We start from the raw sequence: 15,617 nt of genomic DNA on the forward strand, positions 1-15,617 counted from the left end.
CACGTCAGAGCATGGGACTAACGCTCGACGGTGATGTTGTCCGGGCCGGCTACGAGGCCCGCGAGCGGTTCTACGACTCGCGTGGCTACGGGAAGGTCCGCAACGGGGACCTCGACCTGGCCCCGGTGGAGGCCGCACACCTCCTTTACCGCGGAGATATCGAGAGCATCGACGGCATGGACTTCCGGGCGTTCCTCGGGTCGACGGCCGTTTCCGAGGTCGACTTCGCTGTCTACAAAGACCTCCGTGACCGCGGCTTCTACCTCACGCCGGCCCGCGAAGGGTGGGTCGACGACGCGTCGGGGGCGGACTTCGTGGTCTACCCGCGCGGGAACGGGCCATGGGACACCGAAGTGGCGTACCGCGTCAGGGTCGTCGGCGAGCGTGATACCGCTGCCGCCGCGGCCTTGGGCGACTGCGTGCTGGCGGTCGTCGACGAGGAGAGCGAGGTCACCTACCTCGACACCGACCGGCGCGACGTTGAGGGAACCAGCGACGCTGTCGTCCCGGCAACGGAGGGGGAACTGCTCGGAGAGCGCGTGGTGTGCTGGGAGCCGCCGGCGGAGCTGTACGAGCAGGCCTTCTACGGCCAGCGGCTCGGTGACGACGGCGCAGTGCAGCTCTCCCTCGTTGAAGCCGCGTATCTCGCACAGGCGGGACTGCTCACAGTCGATGGCGGGGCTGACGCTGTCGTCGAGCGCGGCCGCGAGGTCGAGGGCGACCGCTTCGACCGCCGGCTAGCTGTCTATACGGCCCTGCGAGCGAGCGGCGTCGCGCCGAAGACCGGCTTCAAGTTCGGCGCTGACTTCCGGACCTACGCCGATGTCGAAAGTGCGGCGAACCTCGGGCACTCGGAGCTACTGGTGCGCGTGCTGCCGGCCGACCACCGGTTCGAGCCGAGGGACCTCGCGCTGGACGTGCGCCTCGCTCACGGCGTCCGGAAGACGATGGTATTCGCACTCACAACGGACGGCGGTGATGTCGATATCGAGTGGATAGCTGTCGAACGACTGACGCCCTGAGCCGCCCGGGCATCGGGGTCGGCCAGTGGGTATCTGCCCGTCGGTCCCTCGGCGCACCGAAACGAACCCTTTTTGCGCCGACCGGGACCAAAACACCTGTAACGTGGCTCACCGCGAGCCGACCACAGCTATGACAACGGACGACTCCCACCACGACGACGCATCGCCCGACGAGGACCGCCGCCAGTCGGGCGCAGCGTGGCGGGAGCCTGACGCCCCCTCCGGTGACGACCCAGTGCTGCCGGACGGCGGCACCGAGGCCGAAGGGGCCGACGAGGCGACGCTTGACCCGTGGGGCTCCTCGACTATCGCCGACTACCGCAAGCTGTTCGAGCAGTTCGGCATCGAGGAGTTCGACGAGGTACTTCCTGAGGTCCCCAACCCTCACTATCTAATGCGGCGGGGCGTCATCTTCGGCCACCGGGACTACCGACCGGTCGCCGAAGCCATGCGCAACGACGACCCCTTCGCCGCGCTGTCGGGGTTCATGCCGACCGGCGACCCACACATCGGCCACAAGCTCGTCTTTGACGAGATTATCTGGCACCAACAGCAGGGCGGGGACGCGCACGCGCTCATCGCGGACCTCGAAGCCCACAGCGCCCGCGGGCTCTCGTGGGACGAAATTGACGAGCACGCGACGGACTACGTCCTCTCGCTGCTCGCGCTCGGGTTCGACCCCGAAGAGGGGACGCTGTACCGCCAGTCCGACAACCGCGAAGTGCAGGACCTTGCGTTCGAACTCGGGGCTGAGGCGAACTTCTCGGAGCTGCAGGCCATCTACGACTTCGATGGCGAGACCGACATCTCACACATGCAGTCGGTCGTCACGCAGATGGCCGACATCCTCTATCCGCAACTGGACGAGCCAAAGCCGACGGTCATTCCCGTCGGCCCGGACCAGGACCCCCATATGCGGCTGGCCCGAGATCTCGCCGCGCGGATGCGGTATTTCGGCGTGACAGAAGCGTTTGCCAGCTTCGAGGCCGACGGAGTCGAACGGACACTGCTCCGACAGGCCTACGACGCCCGCGAGGACTACGCCGAGGATGCCGACCGACCGCGGTGTGGCGAGGCCGCCGACTGGCTGCGCGACCACCAGCCAGCACCCGCTGACGCCCGCGAGTCCGTCGTCTCGAAACTCGACGAGGCCGGGAAGGAACCACTCCGACCGCGGATCCGGTTCCTCGACCGCAACGCTACCGACGTAGCCTTCGAGGCCCTCATCGAAGCTATCGACGGCGAGAAGCGAGTGTACGACGAGCACATCGACACGTTCGACCTGGACCACGTCGAGGCGGAGGAACTCGCTCGGCAGGTCGAACTCGACAACGGGGGCTACGGCTTCCAGCCGCCGTCCTCGATCTACCACCGGTTCATGACCGGACTCACTGGCGGGAAAATGTCCTCGTCGATTCCGGCCTCCCACATCTCGCTACTGGACGACCCGGAGGACGGCTACGACAAGGTAAAATCCGCGACGACCGGCGGCCGCTCTACTGCAGAGGAACAGCGCGAGAAGGGTGGGAAGGCCGATGAGTGCCCCGTCTACGAGCTGTATGCCTACCTGCTGTCGGGTGACGACGACGAGTTCGCCAAGGAGGTGTACGACGAGTGCGTCGGCGGCGAACGGCTCTGTGGCGGCTGCAAGGAACAGGCCGCCGAACTGATGGCCGAGTTCCTCGAAGACCACCAGGAGAAACGCGCAGAGTGGGAAGACAGGCTCGACGAACTCGACATCGACCTCGACTCCGACCGAAAGCGCTCGGGCGCGGACTGAGCGCCCGGTCGCGTCGCCGGGTTCGTGTCGCGACGGCCACACGCGCAACGTTTTTGCCCGACAGCCACAATCGCTGAGACATGGCACCCGAATCCCACCGTGCCGGTGTCGCGCGCCAGCCATCCGACAGACAGGGGTTCGGCTTCTTTTGTACTGCCTGACCGCGTGTGGACTCTGACGGCGCTGAGAGGCGTGGTCGGACGAAACCGTGAGCAGGAAGTAAGAACCGTTAACTGAGCGACCCGCGGTTATCCCCACAAGACCGAGACACCCGTATGAAACGACCACAGGCACAGGTGGCCGTCCTGCAGGCCGCCGACGCACAGGAGGACAGGCGCATCGACGCGGTAGCCGAGGACGCGGGCCTCAAGCCCGAAGCGGCCACCAGAGCGGCGTTCGAACTGGAAGCCGACGGCCTCGTCGCCGTCGACGAGGAGACGCTGGAACACTACGAACTCACCGAGGAGGGCGAGGCGTACGTCCGCGAGAGCCTGCCCGAACAGGACCTCTATGAGGCCGCTATCGATGCCGGTGCGGCCGACGGCCCAGTCCAGATGGGGCAGGTCATCGGCGCGTCCGGTCTCGAAGGCGGCGCGGTCGACATCGCGCTCTCGAACTACGCCCGCAAGGCCTACGGCGACATCGACAGCGGCGAAATCACGGCCAACCCCGACGCCGACCCCGGGTCCGACCCCGAGATGCTGGCGCTGGAGGCCGTCGCAGATGGACGTGTTGAGGACGCCGACCCGGACGCGCTCGACCAACTGGAACGGCGCGGCCTCGTCGACGCGCGCGAGGAGACCGTCCGCTCCGTGCGGCTGACCGACGACGGCGTCACCGCCTTGATGGAGGGCGTCGAGGCCGCCGAGACGGTCGACCAGCTCACGCCCGAACTGCTCACCAGCGGCGAGTGGGAAGACGTGGAGTTTACCGAGTACAACGTCGAGGCCGACGCTGAGGACGTGAGCCACGGCAAGGAGCACATCCTCCGCCAGACCGCCAACCGCGTGAAGGACACGCTCGTCGGCATGGGCTTCCAAGAGATGGAAGGCCCCCACGCCGACGCCCAGTTCTGGATAAACGACTGCCTGTTCATGCCCCAGGACCACCCGGCCCGGACCCACTGGGACCAGTTCGCGCTGGAACGGCCCGACGAGATTCGGAACCTGCCCGACGACCTCGTCGAGCGGGTCCGGTCGGCCCACCGGGAGGGCGTCGGCCCCGACGGCGAGGGGTATCACTCGCCCTGGACCGAGGACATCGCCCGCGGGATGGACCTCCGGGGCCACACCACCTCGCTGTCGATGCGCTACCTCTCGGGCCACCAGGTCGGTGACCTCGAACCGCCCGAGCGTTACTTCAGCGTCGAGAAGGTGTACCGCAACGACACGCTCGACCCGACCCACCTGCTGGAGTTCTTCCAGATTGAGGGGTGGGTGATGGCCGAGGACCTCTCTGTGCGTGACCTGATGGGGACGTTCACGGAGTTCTACGAGCAGTTCGGCATCACCGACCTGGAGTTCAAGCCCCACTACAACCCCTACACGGAGCCCAGTTTCGAACTGTTCGGGACCCACCCCGAGACCGGCGAGGTCGTCGAGGTCGGCAACTCCGGTATCTTCCGCGACGAGGTGCTCACGCCGCTTGGCGTCGACTGCGACGTGATGGCGTGGGGCCTCTCGCTCGAACGATTACTCATGCTCATGTACGGCTTCGAGGACATCCGCGACGTGCACGGGACGCTGTGTGATCTTGAACTGCTGCGGGAGACGGAGGTGATGCGCTGATGCCCGTCGTCGACGTCGACCCCGACGAACTGCGGTATCTGACCGGTCACGACGAGAAAGACGACGACGAACTCAAATCGGACCTGTTCGACCTCGGCCTGGAGTTCGAGGGCTGGACCGAGGACGACGAGTTCCAACTGGAGTTCGCTCCCGACAGGCTCGACCGCCTCTCCGTTGAGGGCGTCGCCCGCTCGCTGCGCTACCACTACGGCGACGACCGCGGGGTGGACATCCCCAACACGAACAGCGCCGACTGGACCATCGAGGTCGAGGACCAGCCAGACGAGCGCCCGTACGTCACCGGCGCTATCGTCCGCGGGCTGGACATGGACGAGGCAGCGCTGGAGTCGCTCATCCAACTGCAGGAGAAACTCCACGCGACGATGGGTCGCAAGCGGGCGAAGGGTGCGATTGGGGTCCACGACCTTACGATGTTGAAAGGCGACTCGGTCACCGACGAGACTGGCAAGTCCATCACGTACACCAGCGCGGACCCCGACGAGGCGACGTTCGTACCGCTTGACGCCGACGCGGAGATGACCCCCAGCGAGGTCATGGCGTCCCACGAGACCGGCCAGACCTACGGCGACCTCGTCGCCGACTTCGACCGCGTGCCGGCCATCTACGACGCCATCGGCCTGTTCTCGTTCCCGCCGGTCATCAACGGCCGCCGAACCGAGGTCAGCGTCGACTCCCGGGACCTGTTCATCGAGATGACCGGGACCGACCAGTGGACCATCGACCACATGTGCAACATCGTCTGCTACGCCCTCGCCGCCCGCGGCGGCCAGGTCGAGAAGGTCGACGTGTCCTACGCCGACGACGCGCCCGGCGAGTACGCCGGCAAGACGCTGGAACGGCCGGACCTCTCGGTGCGGACGAAGACGGTCACGCACGACCGTATCGAATCCATTCTCGGCGTCTCACTGGACAGCCGCGAGGTCGTCGACTACGCCGAGCGCGCTGGCCTCGACGCGAGCGAAACCGACGCCGACGACGGCGTGGCCTACGAGGTGGAGATTCCGCCCTACCGCGTCGACGTCATCCACCCGCTGGATATCATCGACGACATCGGGCGGGCGCTCGGGTTCAACAGCCTCGAACCGACCTACCCCGACGTATCGACGGTCGGCGGCCGCCACGAGCGGTCCCGGCTTGAGGACGCCGCCCGCGACGCTCTGGTCGGGCTGGGCTTCGAGGATTTGCTGAACTTCCACATGATAAACGAGGCCAAGAACTTCGAGCGGATGGGACTCAGTCCGGACAGTACTGGCGGGGACGCCGTCGGCGAGGCCGACCCGGTCACCATCCAGGAGCCCTACAGCGAGGACTACACTATCCTCCGGACGTGGGCGCTCCCCTCCATCATGATGGTCCTGGAGAACAACACCCACCGGAGCTATCCGCAGGACCTCGCCGAAATCGGGCTGGCCGCCGGCCTCGACGACTCGGAGAACACTGGCGTCGCCGAACACCGCACCGTCGCCGCCGCGCTCGCGCGCACGGACGCCTCCTATGAGGACGCGAAGGCTCGCCTGCAGGCGCTGGCCGACGCCTTCGACAAGGACCTCGAAACGCCCCCGACCGCGCATCCGTCGTTCATCGGCGGCCGCGCCGCCGAGGTCGTCCTCGACGGGGAGTCGGTTGGCGTCGTCGGCGAAATCCACCCGAAGGTGCTTGTCGAGCACGACTTGGAACTGCCGGTGGCGGCGTTCGAGTTCCGACTGGACGCGCTGGAATAACGGCCAGCCGTCGGTCTATCGCTGTTCCAAAAGGCCAGCAAGCCCCAAGCTACAGGTCCGCGCCGACGGCGTCCTCGACCGAGTCGAAGCCGTCCTCCGCGAGCAGTTCGAGCAGGCCCTCGTTGATTTCGCGGGCGATGGACGGGCCGCGGTACACCAGGCCGGTGTACAACTGGACGAGTGAGGCCCCGGCGCGGATCTTCCGGTATGCGCCCTCCGCTGTCGAGACGCCACCGACGCCGACGACGGGCACGTCGACGCGCTCGGCGACGAACCGGACCATCTCGGTCGCCTGGTTCTCGATCGGCTTCCCGGAGAGGCCGCCCGTCTCGACCGCGTTCGGCGAGCGTAGGCTTGCGGGCCGTTCAGTCGTCGTGTTCGTCGCGACGACGCCGTCGAGGCCGAGTTCGGTCACCAGGTCAAGCGCGTCCTCGACTGCCGGCTCGGGGAGGTCCGGCGAGAGCTTCACGAGCAGCGGGGCCGCGCCAGCGTCCTGTAGCTCACTGAGGATCGCTTCCATCGCGTCGCGGTTCTGGAGCTCCTCGAAGCCCTCCGAGTTTGGACAGGAGACGTTGACGACGAAGAAGTCCCCGCCTTCGGCGACGTGTTCGTACGTGGTCCGGTAGTCGTCGGGGGCCTCCTCGGTTCCGACATGTTCCGTCTTGGCAATGTTGACGCCGACCGGGAACGGCGCGTCGACGTGTTTCAGCCGCTCGCCGACGACGACAGCGCCGTCGTTGTTCAGGCCCATCCGATTGATGATCGCCTCGTCCTCCCTGAGCCGGAACATCCGCGGGCGGGCGTTGCCGGCCTGTGGCTCGGCTGTGACGCCGCCGACCTCCGCGAAACCGAAGCCGAGTGAGGCCACCGCTCCGGGGATGGTTGCATTCTTGTCGAAGCCAGCGGCGACTCCGACGGGGTTGTCGAACGTGTAGCCGAACGCCTCCACTGCAAGTCTGTCGTCAGTGACGGTGTAGCGGTCGGCCATCGCGTCGGCGACTCGGGTTCCGTCGACCGCCTCTAACAGCCGGTGGACGCTCCGGTTGGCGGTTTCTGCTGGCAGCGAAAACAGGAGTGGTCTGGCGATATCGTAGGGTCTCATTGTGTTGGTGTTCGGGTTACCTCGAAGAACGTCGTTGCATGTCCGGTATCGGGCATCGGCCCAATGGCCCGGTGGCACTGTGTCACCGTCGATGGTGCCTCAAAAGTCGTGTTCGACCTCTTCCGGGTCGGCTTTCTGGATAATAATCTTGTTATCGCGGACGCGAACGAACACCTCGTCGCCGATCTCCATCCCGGCGACGGCTAGCTCGTCTTCGTGAATGTTGATATGTACGTTGTGGTACTCGCCGTCCTCATCTTTGGCGCCACTCGGGCTGAGCTTCTTCTTTCGCACCATCGCGCTATCCTACTCCGCACTTCACCGCAGGATACACTTAAGTCTACCGTGCCGCCGGCCGCTGGCTGGTGATTTCGTAGGCGCGCGTGACGATTTCGACCCGAATATCCGGGCTGAAACGGCCGGTCTGGGCGTTCAAAAGGGCGTGTGACCGTGCGAGCGTATATAAATACCCCCCGAGGGAGGCGGGATTGGGGGGTATATTTATGTTCTGCCATGTGCTGAATTGGCATGGAGCGGTGAAATCCATGGCACCCGACAGTGACAAGCGCAACTTCGCACTGCGCGAAGACGGTGACGAATCGAGCGTCTTCTCGGGCGGAACGCCTCGGCAGGCTGCACTGAAGGCAGCACGTCGACTCGAACCGGCTGACGGTGAAGATCAGGCTGATCCTGAGGAGATACGACTACGGGAGAAGGGGACCCACAAAGTCCACATCTATGAGGCGTGGGCATGGGTTGAGGAGGCTCCTGACGACAAACCCGACTGGATGCCCGGCGATATCACGAAAGGGAACGTCTCGAAGCAGGGCGTCGAACACCTAGACGAGATCTAGGTCGCGATTCGACGTTTTCGGTGGCGACATCACAGTGGCTACACCCGCGTGTGCGCGCGAGCGAAGACTACGATCCAGCAGTCCGTCGACCCCGAGGCCCGTACGGTCCGTCTATACACGTGTGGGACACTCACACCCGTGTAATTCCGTCTCGCAGTCGACTTCCTTCGACGGGGTTAAGTGTGGCTCACCCATCGGAATGAAATGCGAACGCGGTCAGGGGCGATGGCCCCAAACGAACGAACTCGTTCCGACGCCCTTAAGTGTAACAGGGCGCTGGGAATGAACGCGAAGGTCGCTCGCGTCGTGCGGTTCGACGCGAGCCCGTTCCGATGCCCTTAAGTGTAACAGGGCGCTGGGAATGAACGCGAAGGTCGCTCGCGTCGTGCGGTTCGACGCGAGCCCGTTCCGATGCCCTTAAGTGTAACAGGGCGCTGGGAATGAACGCGAACGACGTTCGGTCGGGGACATCGAATCTCTGCCGACACGGACTAGGCGGGGCCGACTCGCCAACGAAACTCGAAGCCTTTATGGTGGCTTCGAGACAACAATCAGGTCCGAAGAAATGAGGATTCCACCCCTGCGGTCCGCCGTCAAGATGGAATCTGATGTTAGCCCTGATAGTTCGGTGACACTCGGTCGACGGGTGTCCTCGAACACCCTTCGATAGCGACCACACCCATTATCTGGGTGTGATCCCGCCTAACCCCCCGGCATCGTGCCGGGATACATTCCGGTTGATCCTGCCGGAGGCCATTGCTATCGGAGTCCGATTTAGCCATGCTAGTCGCACGAGTTCAGACTCGTGGCATATAGCTCAGTAACACGTGGCCAAACTACCCTACAGACCGCGATAACCTCGGGAAACTGAGGCCAATAGCGGATATCACTCTCAGACTGGAGTGTCGAGAGTGAGAAACGTTCCGGCGCTGTAGGATGTGGCTGCGGCCGATTAGGTAGATGGTGGGGTAACGGCCCACCATGCCGATAATCGGTACGGGTTGTGAGAGCAAGAACCCGGAGACGGTATCTGAGACAAGATACCGGGCCCTACGGGGCGCAGCAGGCGCGAAACCTTTACACTGCACGACAGTGCGATAGGGGGACTCCGAGTGTGAGGGCATATAGCCCTCGCTTTTCTGTACCGTAAGGTGGTACAGGAACAAGGACTGGGCAAGACCGGTGCCAGCCGCCGCGGTAATACCGGCAGTCCAAGTGATGGCCGATATTATTGGGCCTAAAGCGTCCGTAGCCGGCCGGACAAGTCCGTTGGGAAATCGACGCGCTCAACGCGTCGGCGTCCAGCGGAAACTGTCCGGCTTGGGGCCGGAAGACCTGAGGGGTACGTCCGGGGTAGGAGTGAAATCCTGTAATCCTGGACGGACCACCAATGGGGAAACCACCTCAGGAAGACGGACCCGACGGTGAGGGACGAAAGCTAGGGTCTCGAACCGGATTAGATACCCGGGTAGTCCTAGCTGTAAACGATGCTCGCTAGGTGTGCCGTAGGCTACGAGCCTGCGCTGCGCCCTAGGGAAGCCGAGAAGCGAGCCGCCTGGGAAGTACGTCTGCAAGGATGAAACTTAAAGGAATTGGCGGGGGAGCACCACAACCGGAGGAGCCTGCGGTTTAATTGGACTCAACGCCGGACATCTCACCGGTCCCGACAGTAGTAATGACGGTCAGGTTGACGACTTTACCCGACGCTACTGAGAGGAGGTGCATGGCCGCCGTCAGCTCGTACCGTGAGGCGTCCTGTTAAGTCAGGCAACGAGCGAGACCCGCACTTCTAGTTGCCAGCAATACCCTTGAGGTAGTTGGGTACACTAGGAGGACTGCCGCTGCTAAAGCGGAGGAAGGAACGGGCAACGGTAGGTCAGTATGCCCCGAATGGACCGGGCAACACGCGGGCTACAATGGCTCTGACAGTGGGATGCAACGCCGAGAGGCGAAGCTAATCTCCAAACGGAGTCGTAGTTCGGATTGCGGGCTGAAACCCGCCCGCATGAAGCTGGATTCGGTAGTAATCGCGTGTCAGAAGCGCGCGGTGAATACGTCCCTGCTCCTTGCACACACCGCCCGTCAAAGCACCCGAGTGGGGTCCGGATGAGGCCGTCATGCGACGGTCGAATCTGGGCTCCGCAAGGGGGCTTAAGTCGTAACAAGGTAGCCGTAGAGGAATCTGTGGCTGGATCACCTCCTACTGATCGGGATCAGGCCTCTGGCCTGACCCACCTTTCGGTGTTCGAGAACTCCGTCGACCGGGCACCTATGGACTATCAGGGCTAACAACCGTGCGGATCTGCCGGGCCCATAGCTCAGCGGGAGAGCGCCGCCTTTGCAAGGCGGAGGCCCTGGGTTCAAATCCCAGTGGGTCCATACGACGTGCCAGTCCCGAACCGTGCCCCTTAAGTGTGGGACGGCGATGGGATATGGTACGACGACAGATGCACCAGGCCGGGTGAAACCGAGCCTGGGAAGGGTCGATTCGCCCACCATCTCCACCTTGGGGGCGAATATGAAACCGTGTGTACGTGCGATCCAGGCGTCCACTGGACTCGTTCAGTTGAACGAGTCACAACGACGTTGGCTACTATGCCAGCTGGTGGATTGCTCGGCTCAGGCGCTGATGAAGGACGTGCCAAGCTGCGATAAGCTGTGGGGAGCCGCACGGAGGCCAAGAACCACAGATTTCCGAATGAGAATCTCCTCTGCAATTGCTTCGCGCAATGAGGAACCCCGAGAACTGAAACATCTCAGTATCGGGAGGAACAGAAAACGCAACGTGATGTCGTCAGTAACCGCGAGTGAACGCGATACAGCCCAAACCGAAGCCCTCACGGGCAATGTGGTGTCCGGGCTACCTCTCATCAGCCGACCGTCTTCACGAAGTCTCTTGGAACAGAGCGTGATACAGGGTGACAACCCCGTACTGAAGACCAGTACGCTGTGCGGTAGTGCCAGAGTAGCGGGGGTTGGATATCCCTCGCGAATAACGCAGGCATCGACTGCGAAGGCTAAACACAACCTGAGACCGATAGTGAACAAGTAGTGTGAACGAACGCTGCAAAGTACCCTCAGAAGGGAGGCGAAATAGAGCATGAAATCAGTTGGCGATCGAGCGACAGGGCATACAAGGTCCCATGACGAATGACCGACGCGCGAGCGTCCAGTAAGACTCACGGGAAGCCGATGTTCTGTCGTACGTTTTGAAAAACGAGCCAGGGAGTGTGTCTGTATGGCAAGTCTAACCGGAGTATCCGGGGAGGCACAGGGAAACCGACATGGCCGCAGGGCATTCATTTGCCCGAGGGCCGCCGTGTTCAAGCGCGGGGAGCCATGTGGACACGACCCGAATCCGGACGATCTACGCATGGACAAGATGAAGCGTGCCGAAAGGCACGTGGAAGTCTGTTAGAGTTGGTGTCCTACAATACCCTCTCGTGATCTATGTGTAGGGGTGAAAGGCCCATCGAGTCCGGCAACAGCTGGTTCCAATCGAAACATGTCGAAGCATGACCTCCGCCGAGGTAGTCTGTGGGGTAGAGCGACCGATTGGTGTGTCCGCCTCCGAGAGGAGTCGGCACACCTGTCAAACTCCAAACCTACAGACGCTGTTTGACGCGGGGATTCCGGTGCGCGGGGTAAGCCTGTGTACCAGGAGGGGAACAACCCAGAGATAGGTTAAGGTCCCCAAGTGTGGATTAAGTGTAATCCTCTGAAGGTGGTCTCGAGCCCTAGACAGCCGGGAGGTGAGCTTAGAAGCAGCTACCCTCTAAGAAAAGCGTAACAGCTTACCGGCCGAGGTTTGAGGCGCCCAAAATGATCGGGACTCAAATCCACCACCGAGACCTGTCCGCACCCGTTATAGGGTGATCGAGTAGATTGGCGCTCTAATTGGATGGAAGCGGGGGCGAGAGCTCCTGTGGACCGATTAGTGACGAAAATCCTGGCCATAGTAGCAGCGATAGTCGGGTGAGAACCCCGACGGCCTAATGGATAAGGGTTCCTCAGCACTGCTGATCAGCTGAGGGTTAGCCGGTCCTAAGTCACACCGCAACTCGACTGTGACGAAATGGGAAACAGGTTAATATTCCTGTGCCATCATGCAGTGAAAGTCGACGCCCTGGGGTCGATCACGCCGGGCCTTCGCCCGGTCGAACCGTCCAACTCCGTGGAAGCCGTAATGGCACGAAGCGGACGAACGGCGGCACAGCGCAAGGTGATTCAACCTGGGGCCCATGAAAAGACGAGCATGATGTCCGTACCGAGAACCGACACAGGTGTCCATGGCGGCGAAAGCCAAGGCCTGTCGGGAGCAACCAACGTTAGGGAATTCGGCAAGTTAGTCCCGTACCTTCGGAAGAAGGGATGCCTGCTCCGGAACGGAGCAGGTCGCAGTGACTCGGAAGCTCGGACTGTCTAGTAACAACATAGGTGACCGCAAATCCGCAAGGACTCGTACGGTCACTGAATCCTGCCCAGTGCAGGTATCTGAACACCTCGTACAAGAGGACAAAGGACCTGTCAACGGCGGGGGTAACTATGACCCTCTTAAGGTAGCGTAGTACCTTGCCGCATCAGTAGCGGCTTGCATGAATGGATTAACCAGAGCTTCACTGTCCCAACGTTGGGCCCGGTGAACTGTACATTCCAGTGCGGAGTCTGGAGACACCCAGGGGGAAGCGAAGACCCTATGGAGCTTTACTGCAGGCTGTCGCTGAGACGTGGTCGCCGATGTGCAGCATAGGTAGGAGTCGTTACAGAGGTACCCGCGCTAGCGGGCCACCCAGACAACAGTGAAATACTACCCGTCGGTGACTGCGACTCTCACTCCGGGAGGAGGACACCGATAGCCGGGCAGTTTGACTGGGGCGGTACGCGCTCGAAAAGATATCGAGCGCGCCCTATGGCTATCTCAGCCGGGACAGAGACCCGGCGAAGAGTGCAAGAGCAAAAGATAGCTTGACAGTGTTCTTCCCAACGAGGAACGCTGACGCGAAAGCGTGGTCTAGCGAACCAATTAGCCTGCTTGATGCGGGCAATTGATGACAGAAAAGCTACCCTAGGGATAACAGAGTCGTCACTCGCAAGAGCACATATCGACCGAGTGGCTTGCTACCTCGATGTCGGTTCCCTCCATCCTGCCCGTGCAGAAGCGGGCAAGGGTGAGGTTGTTCGCCTATTAAAGGAGGTCGTGAGCTGGGTTTAGACCGTCGTGAGACAGGTCGGCTGCTATCTACTGGGTGTGTTATGGTGTCTGACAAGAACGACCGTATAGTACGAGAGGAACTACGGTTGGTGGCCACTGGTGTACCGGTTGTTCGAGAGAGCACGTGCCGGGTAGCCACGCCACACGGGGTAAGAGCTGAACGCATCTAAGCTCGAAACCCACTTGGAAAAGAGACACCGCCGAGGTCCCGCGTATAAGACGCGGTCGATAGACTCGGGGTGTGCGCGTCGAGGTAACGAGACGTTAAGCCCACGAGCACTAACAGACCAAAGCCATCATTCATACGCACTGTGACTCATTCACCGACGAATTACTCGTCGCTGAACGAGTCCAGGCGCAAACTGGATCGCACGGACACACGGTGGAGACCGACCGAGACCGGTATCCTCGCGGTTCGATTCCGCGACTCGGCGTTAGGCGGCCACAGCGGCGGGGTTGCCTCCCGTACCCATCCCGAACACGGAAGATAAGCCCGCCAGCGTTCCGGGGAGTACTGGAGTGCGCGAGCCTCTGGGAAATCCGGTTCGCCGCCACCATTCATACCTTACACAGCCCACTCGGGAGAGATGTCTCTCCCGAGTGGGCTTTCTGTATTTATAAGCAGTGGGTAACTACACAATCGCCCCGAGTGTGTACTGTATGAGTCGCGAAGTCAAACTGAATGAAGCACTTCTCGAGACGGCGACGTACCCGCTCTCGGTCGCAACTGCGCGGCAGGAGTTTGAGGATGTACGGCTCGTGTACGCAGACGGTACCGAACCGTTAGCTGCGGTACTGGATCGGGTCGAAGACGAGCAGTTCGACTCTCCCGACGAAGCACAATCGTCGATCTATAACTCTATCCCGGCTGAGGGAGTCGGCGAACCGGGCCAGTCAGGGGGCGAGGGCTGATCGAATCCGCTACCCTTAAACGAACGAATTGAGTACTTCTATTTGCGCCAAGGTGGCAGAGTCTGGCCTAACGCAGCGGCCTGCAGAGCCGCCCATCGCCGGTTCAAATCCGGCCCTTGGCTTTTGACTTCTTGACACGTCGGAGACCCAAGTAGACAATCTGGATGGACTCGCTTGCTGACGCCACAAAGTCACCTGAGATCACTTTGTGCGCAGGGCAGAACAGACTAATGTGACCACTGGCTCATCTGGAATAACCTTTGGGAGACGGTAGTTAGTATAGCCCCGGAAACTGTGTCCTGGCAATATAGGGAGTCATGAACCCCAGTGCGTAGCCGAGGAAGTGCTCATACAGATTTAACACACCGCTATCAACCTGTGGGCTAGCGGGGAACGCGATAATTGGAACAACGAAAAGTAGCAAAACAGTGAGTAACAGCAGGTCGGTGTACCCGGTTGCCCGCATTGCAGATTTGATCTTCGTCCGTGTATTGTCGGTCTGATCGTACACCGAAAGGCCATACAATACTGTACTGAGCACCGCCGCTAAAACCAGACCGGCGGTGCCCAGCAGTACTGTTGGGTTCTGAAGGAGCACGGACTGGAGACCCAACACTGCAATAAACCCCAAACTTGCAAAGAATAAAGTTGGCGCGAACACGCTGACTGGACCGATATCGAAGTTCGTGTCAACGTACTCACTCACTGCCAGTGGGAGGTAGCCGGCAAAGACCATGATGACTCCTGAGGCACCGAATGTTACAGAAGACCTGGCAATCGCGAGATTCAGATACGAAAGAACAGGAGGAAACGCAACGAAGGTCGTGAAGGCAAACACTCGGAACTGCTGCTGACGACCGCTCAGGACGCATAGGACATACAGTACTGGAATCAAGAGGACGTACAACCCGACGTTCGTAATCAGGTGTCCGAACTCGAAATGAACGAACGCAGACGTAACCGCTGCGAGCAGTGTGGGATTTCTATAATCAAAAACGAGCGACTCACTGATGTTCAGTGGAAGGCTGTATCCGAGCCACAGAAGTAGTGGAAATGAAAGTAGAAGGGCAATATCGAAGAGCCGTACCTGCTCAGAAACGGCTTGTCGTACCGATTTTCTCGTCCGCTTGTCGGTAGTCGTATTGATATCAGTGTATACCCGTGTTATTTAAATAAGCACTCGGCTACGGATATCAGACTTGATTC

General features: G+C 61.5%; 9 protein-coding genes, 2 tRNA genes and 3 rRNA genes. 11 read left to right on the top strand and 3 right to left on the bottom strand.

Features of this window, described 5'->3' with window-relative positions; all coding sequences use genetic code 11:
- The first annotated feature begins 11 nt into the window (after positions 1–11).
- The 4 genes from BVU17_01100 (at position 12) to BVU17_01115 (ending at position 6,331) form a co-directional block, all read left to right on the top strand.
- Positions 12–1,022 carry a tRNA-intron lyase gene (locus BVU17_01100; protein AUG46187.1) on the top strand — a complete coding sequence of 337 codons (1,011 nt, stop codon included), beginning with the start codon at positions 12–14 and terminating at the stop codon, positions 1,020–1,022.
- 130 nt (positions 1,023–1,152) lie between these two features.
- Positions 1,153–2,802 (top strand): tryptophan--tRNA ligase, encoded by a 1,650-nt coding sequence (locus BVU17_01105; protein AUG48804.1) that lies wholly within the window; start codon positions 1,153–1,155, stop codon positions 2,800–2,802.
- Positions 2,803–3,077: 275 nt separating this feature from the next.
- A complete protein-coding gene (locus BVU17_01110; GenBank protein AUG46188.1) occupies positions 3,078–4,589 on the top strand; it encodes a phenylalanine--tRNA ligase subunit alpha in 1,512 nt (503 codons plus the stop codon).
- Positions 4,589–6,331, top strand: coding sequence for a phenylalanine--tRNA ligase subunit beta (locus BVU17_01115; protein AUG46189.1), 1,743 nt, complete (start codon positions 4,589–4,591; stop codon positions 6,329–6,331). The genes BVU17_01110 and BVU17_01115 overlap by 1 nt, the downstream gene beginning before the upstream one ends.
- 49 nt (positions 6,332–6,380) lie before the next feature.
- Here the strand turns inward: BVU17_01115 and BVU17_01120 are convergent, their stop codons facing one another.
- Together BVU17_01120 and BVU17_01125 are read right to left on the bottom strand one after the other, a co-directional pair.
- Positions 6,381–7,433 (bottom strand): dihydroorotate dehydrogenase (quinone), encoded by a 1,053-nt coding sequence (locus tag BVU17_01120; protein ID AUG46190.1) that lies wholly within the window; start codon positions 7,431–7,433, stop codon positions 6,381–6,383.
- Positions 7,434–7,532: 99 nt separating this feature from the next.
- A complete protein-coding gene (locus tag BVU17_01125) occupies positions 7,533–7,730 on the bottom strand; it encodes a hypothetical protein (GenBank protein AUG46191.1) in 198 nt (65 codons plus the stop codon).
- 248 nt (positions 7,731–7,978) lie between these two features.
- On the opposite strand from BVU17_01125, the gene BVU17_01130 reads away from it, so the two are divergent.
- The 7 genes from BVU17_01130 (at position 7,979) to BVU17_01160 (ending at position 14,533) form a co-directional block, all read left to right on the top strand.
- The gene (locus BVU17_01130; protein AUG48805.1) at positions 7,979–8,287 is read left to right on the top strand and encodes a chromosomal protein MC1; all 309 of its coding nucleotides are present in this window, start codon (positions 7,979–7,981) and stop codon (positions 8,285–8,287) included.
- Between the two features lie 730 nt (positions 8,288–9,017).
- Positions 9,018–10,490, top strand: a 16S ribosomal RNA gene (locus BVU17_01135).
- Between the two features lie 104 nt (positions 10,491–10,594).
- Positions 10,595–10,666, top strand: a tRNA-Ala gene (locus BVU17_01140).
- Positions 10,667–10,876: 210 nt separating this feature from the next.
- Positions 10,877–13,751, top strand: a 23S ribosomal RNA gene (locus BVU17_01145).
- A gap of 182 nt (positions 13,752–13,933) precedes the next feature.
- A 5S ribosomal RNA gene (gene rrf, locus BVU17_01150) occupies positions 13,934–14,056 on the top strand.
- Together the 16S, 23S and 5S rRNA genes with 1 tRNA gene alongside form the textbook arrangement of a ribosomal RNA operon.
- 103 nt (positions 14,057–14,159) lie before the next feature.
- Entirely contained in the window at positions 14,160–14,411 is a 252-nt protein-coding gene (locus BVU17_01155; protein AUG48806.1) for a hypothetical protein, read from the top strand.
- Between the two features lie 46 nt (positions 14,412–14,457).
- Positions 14,458–14,533 (top strand) — tRNA-Cys (locus BVU17_01160).
- Between the two features lie 152 nt (positions 14,534–14,685).
- Here the strand turns inward: BVU17_01160 and BVU17_01165 are convergent.
- The gene (locus BVU17_01165; protein ID AUG46192.1) at positions 14,686–15,483 is read right to left on the bottom strand and encodes a hypothetical protein; all 798 of its coding nucleotides are present in this window, start codon (positions 15,481–15,483) and stop codon (positions 14,686–14,688) included.
- Positions 15,484–15,617: the final 134 nt, after the last annotated feature.

The sequence above is a fragment of the Haloarcula taiwanensis genome (assembly GCA_002844335.1).
Classification (GTDB): domain Archaea; phylum Halobacteriota; class Halobacteria; order Halobacteriales; family Haloarculaceae; genus Haloarcula; species Haloarcula taiwanensis.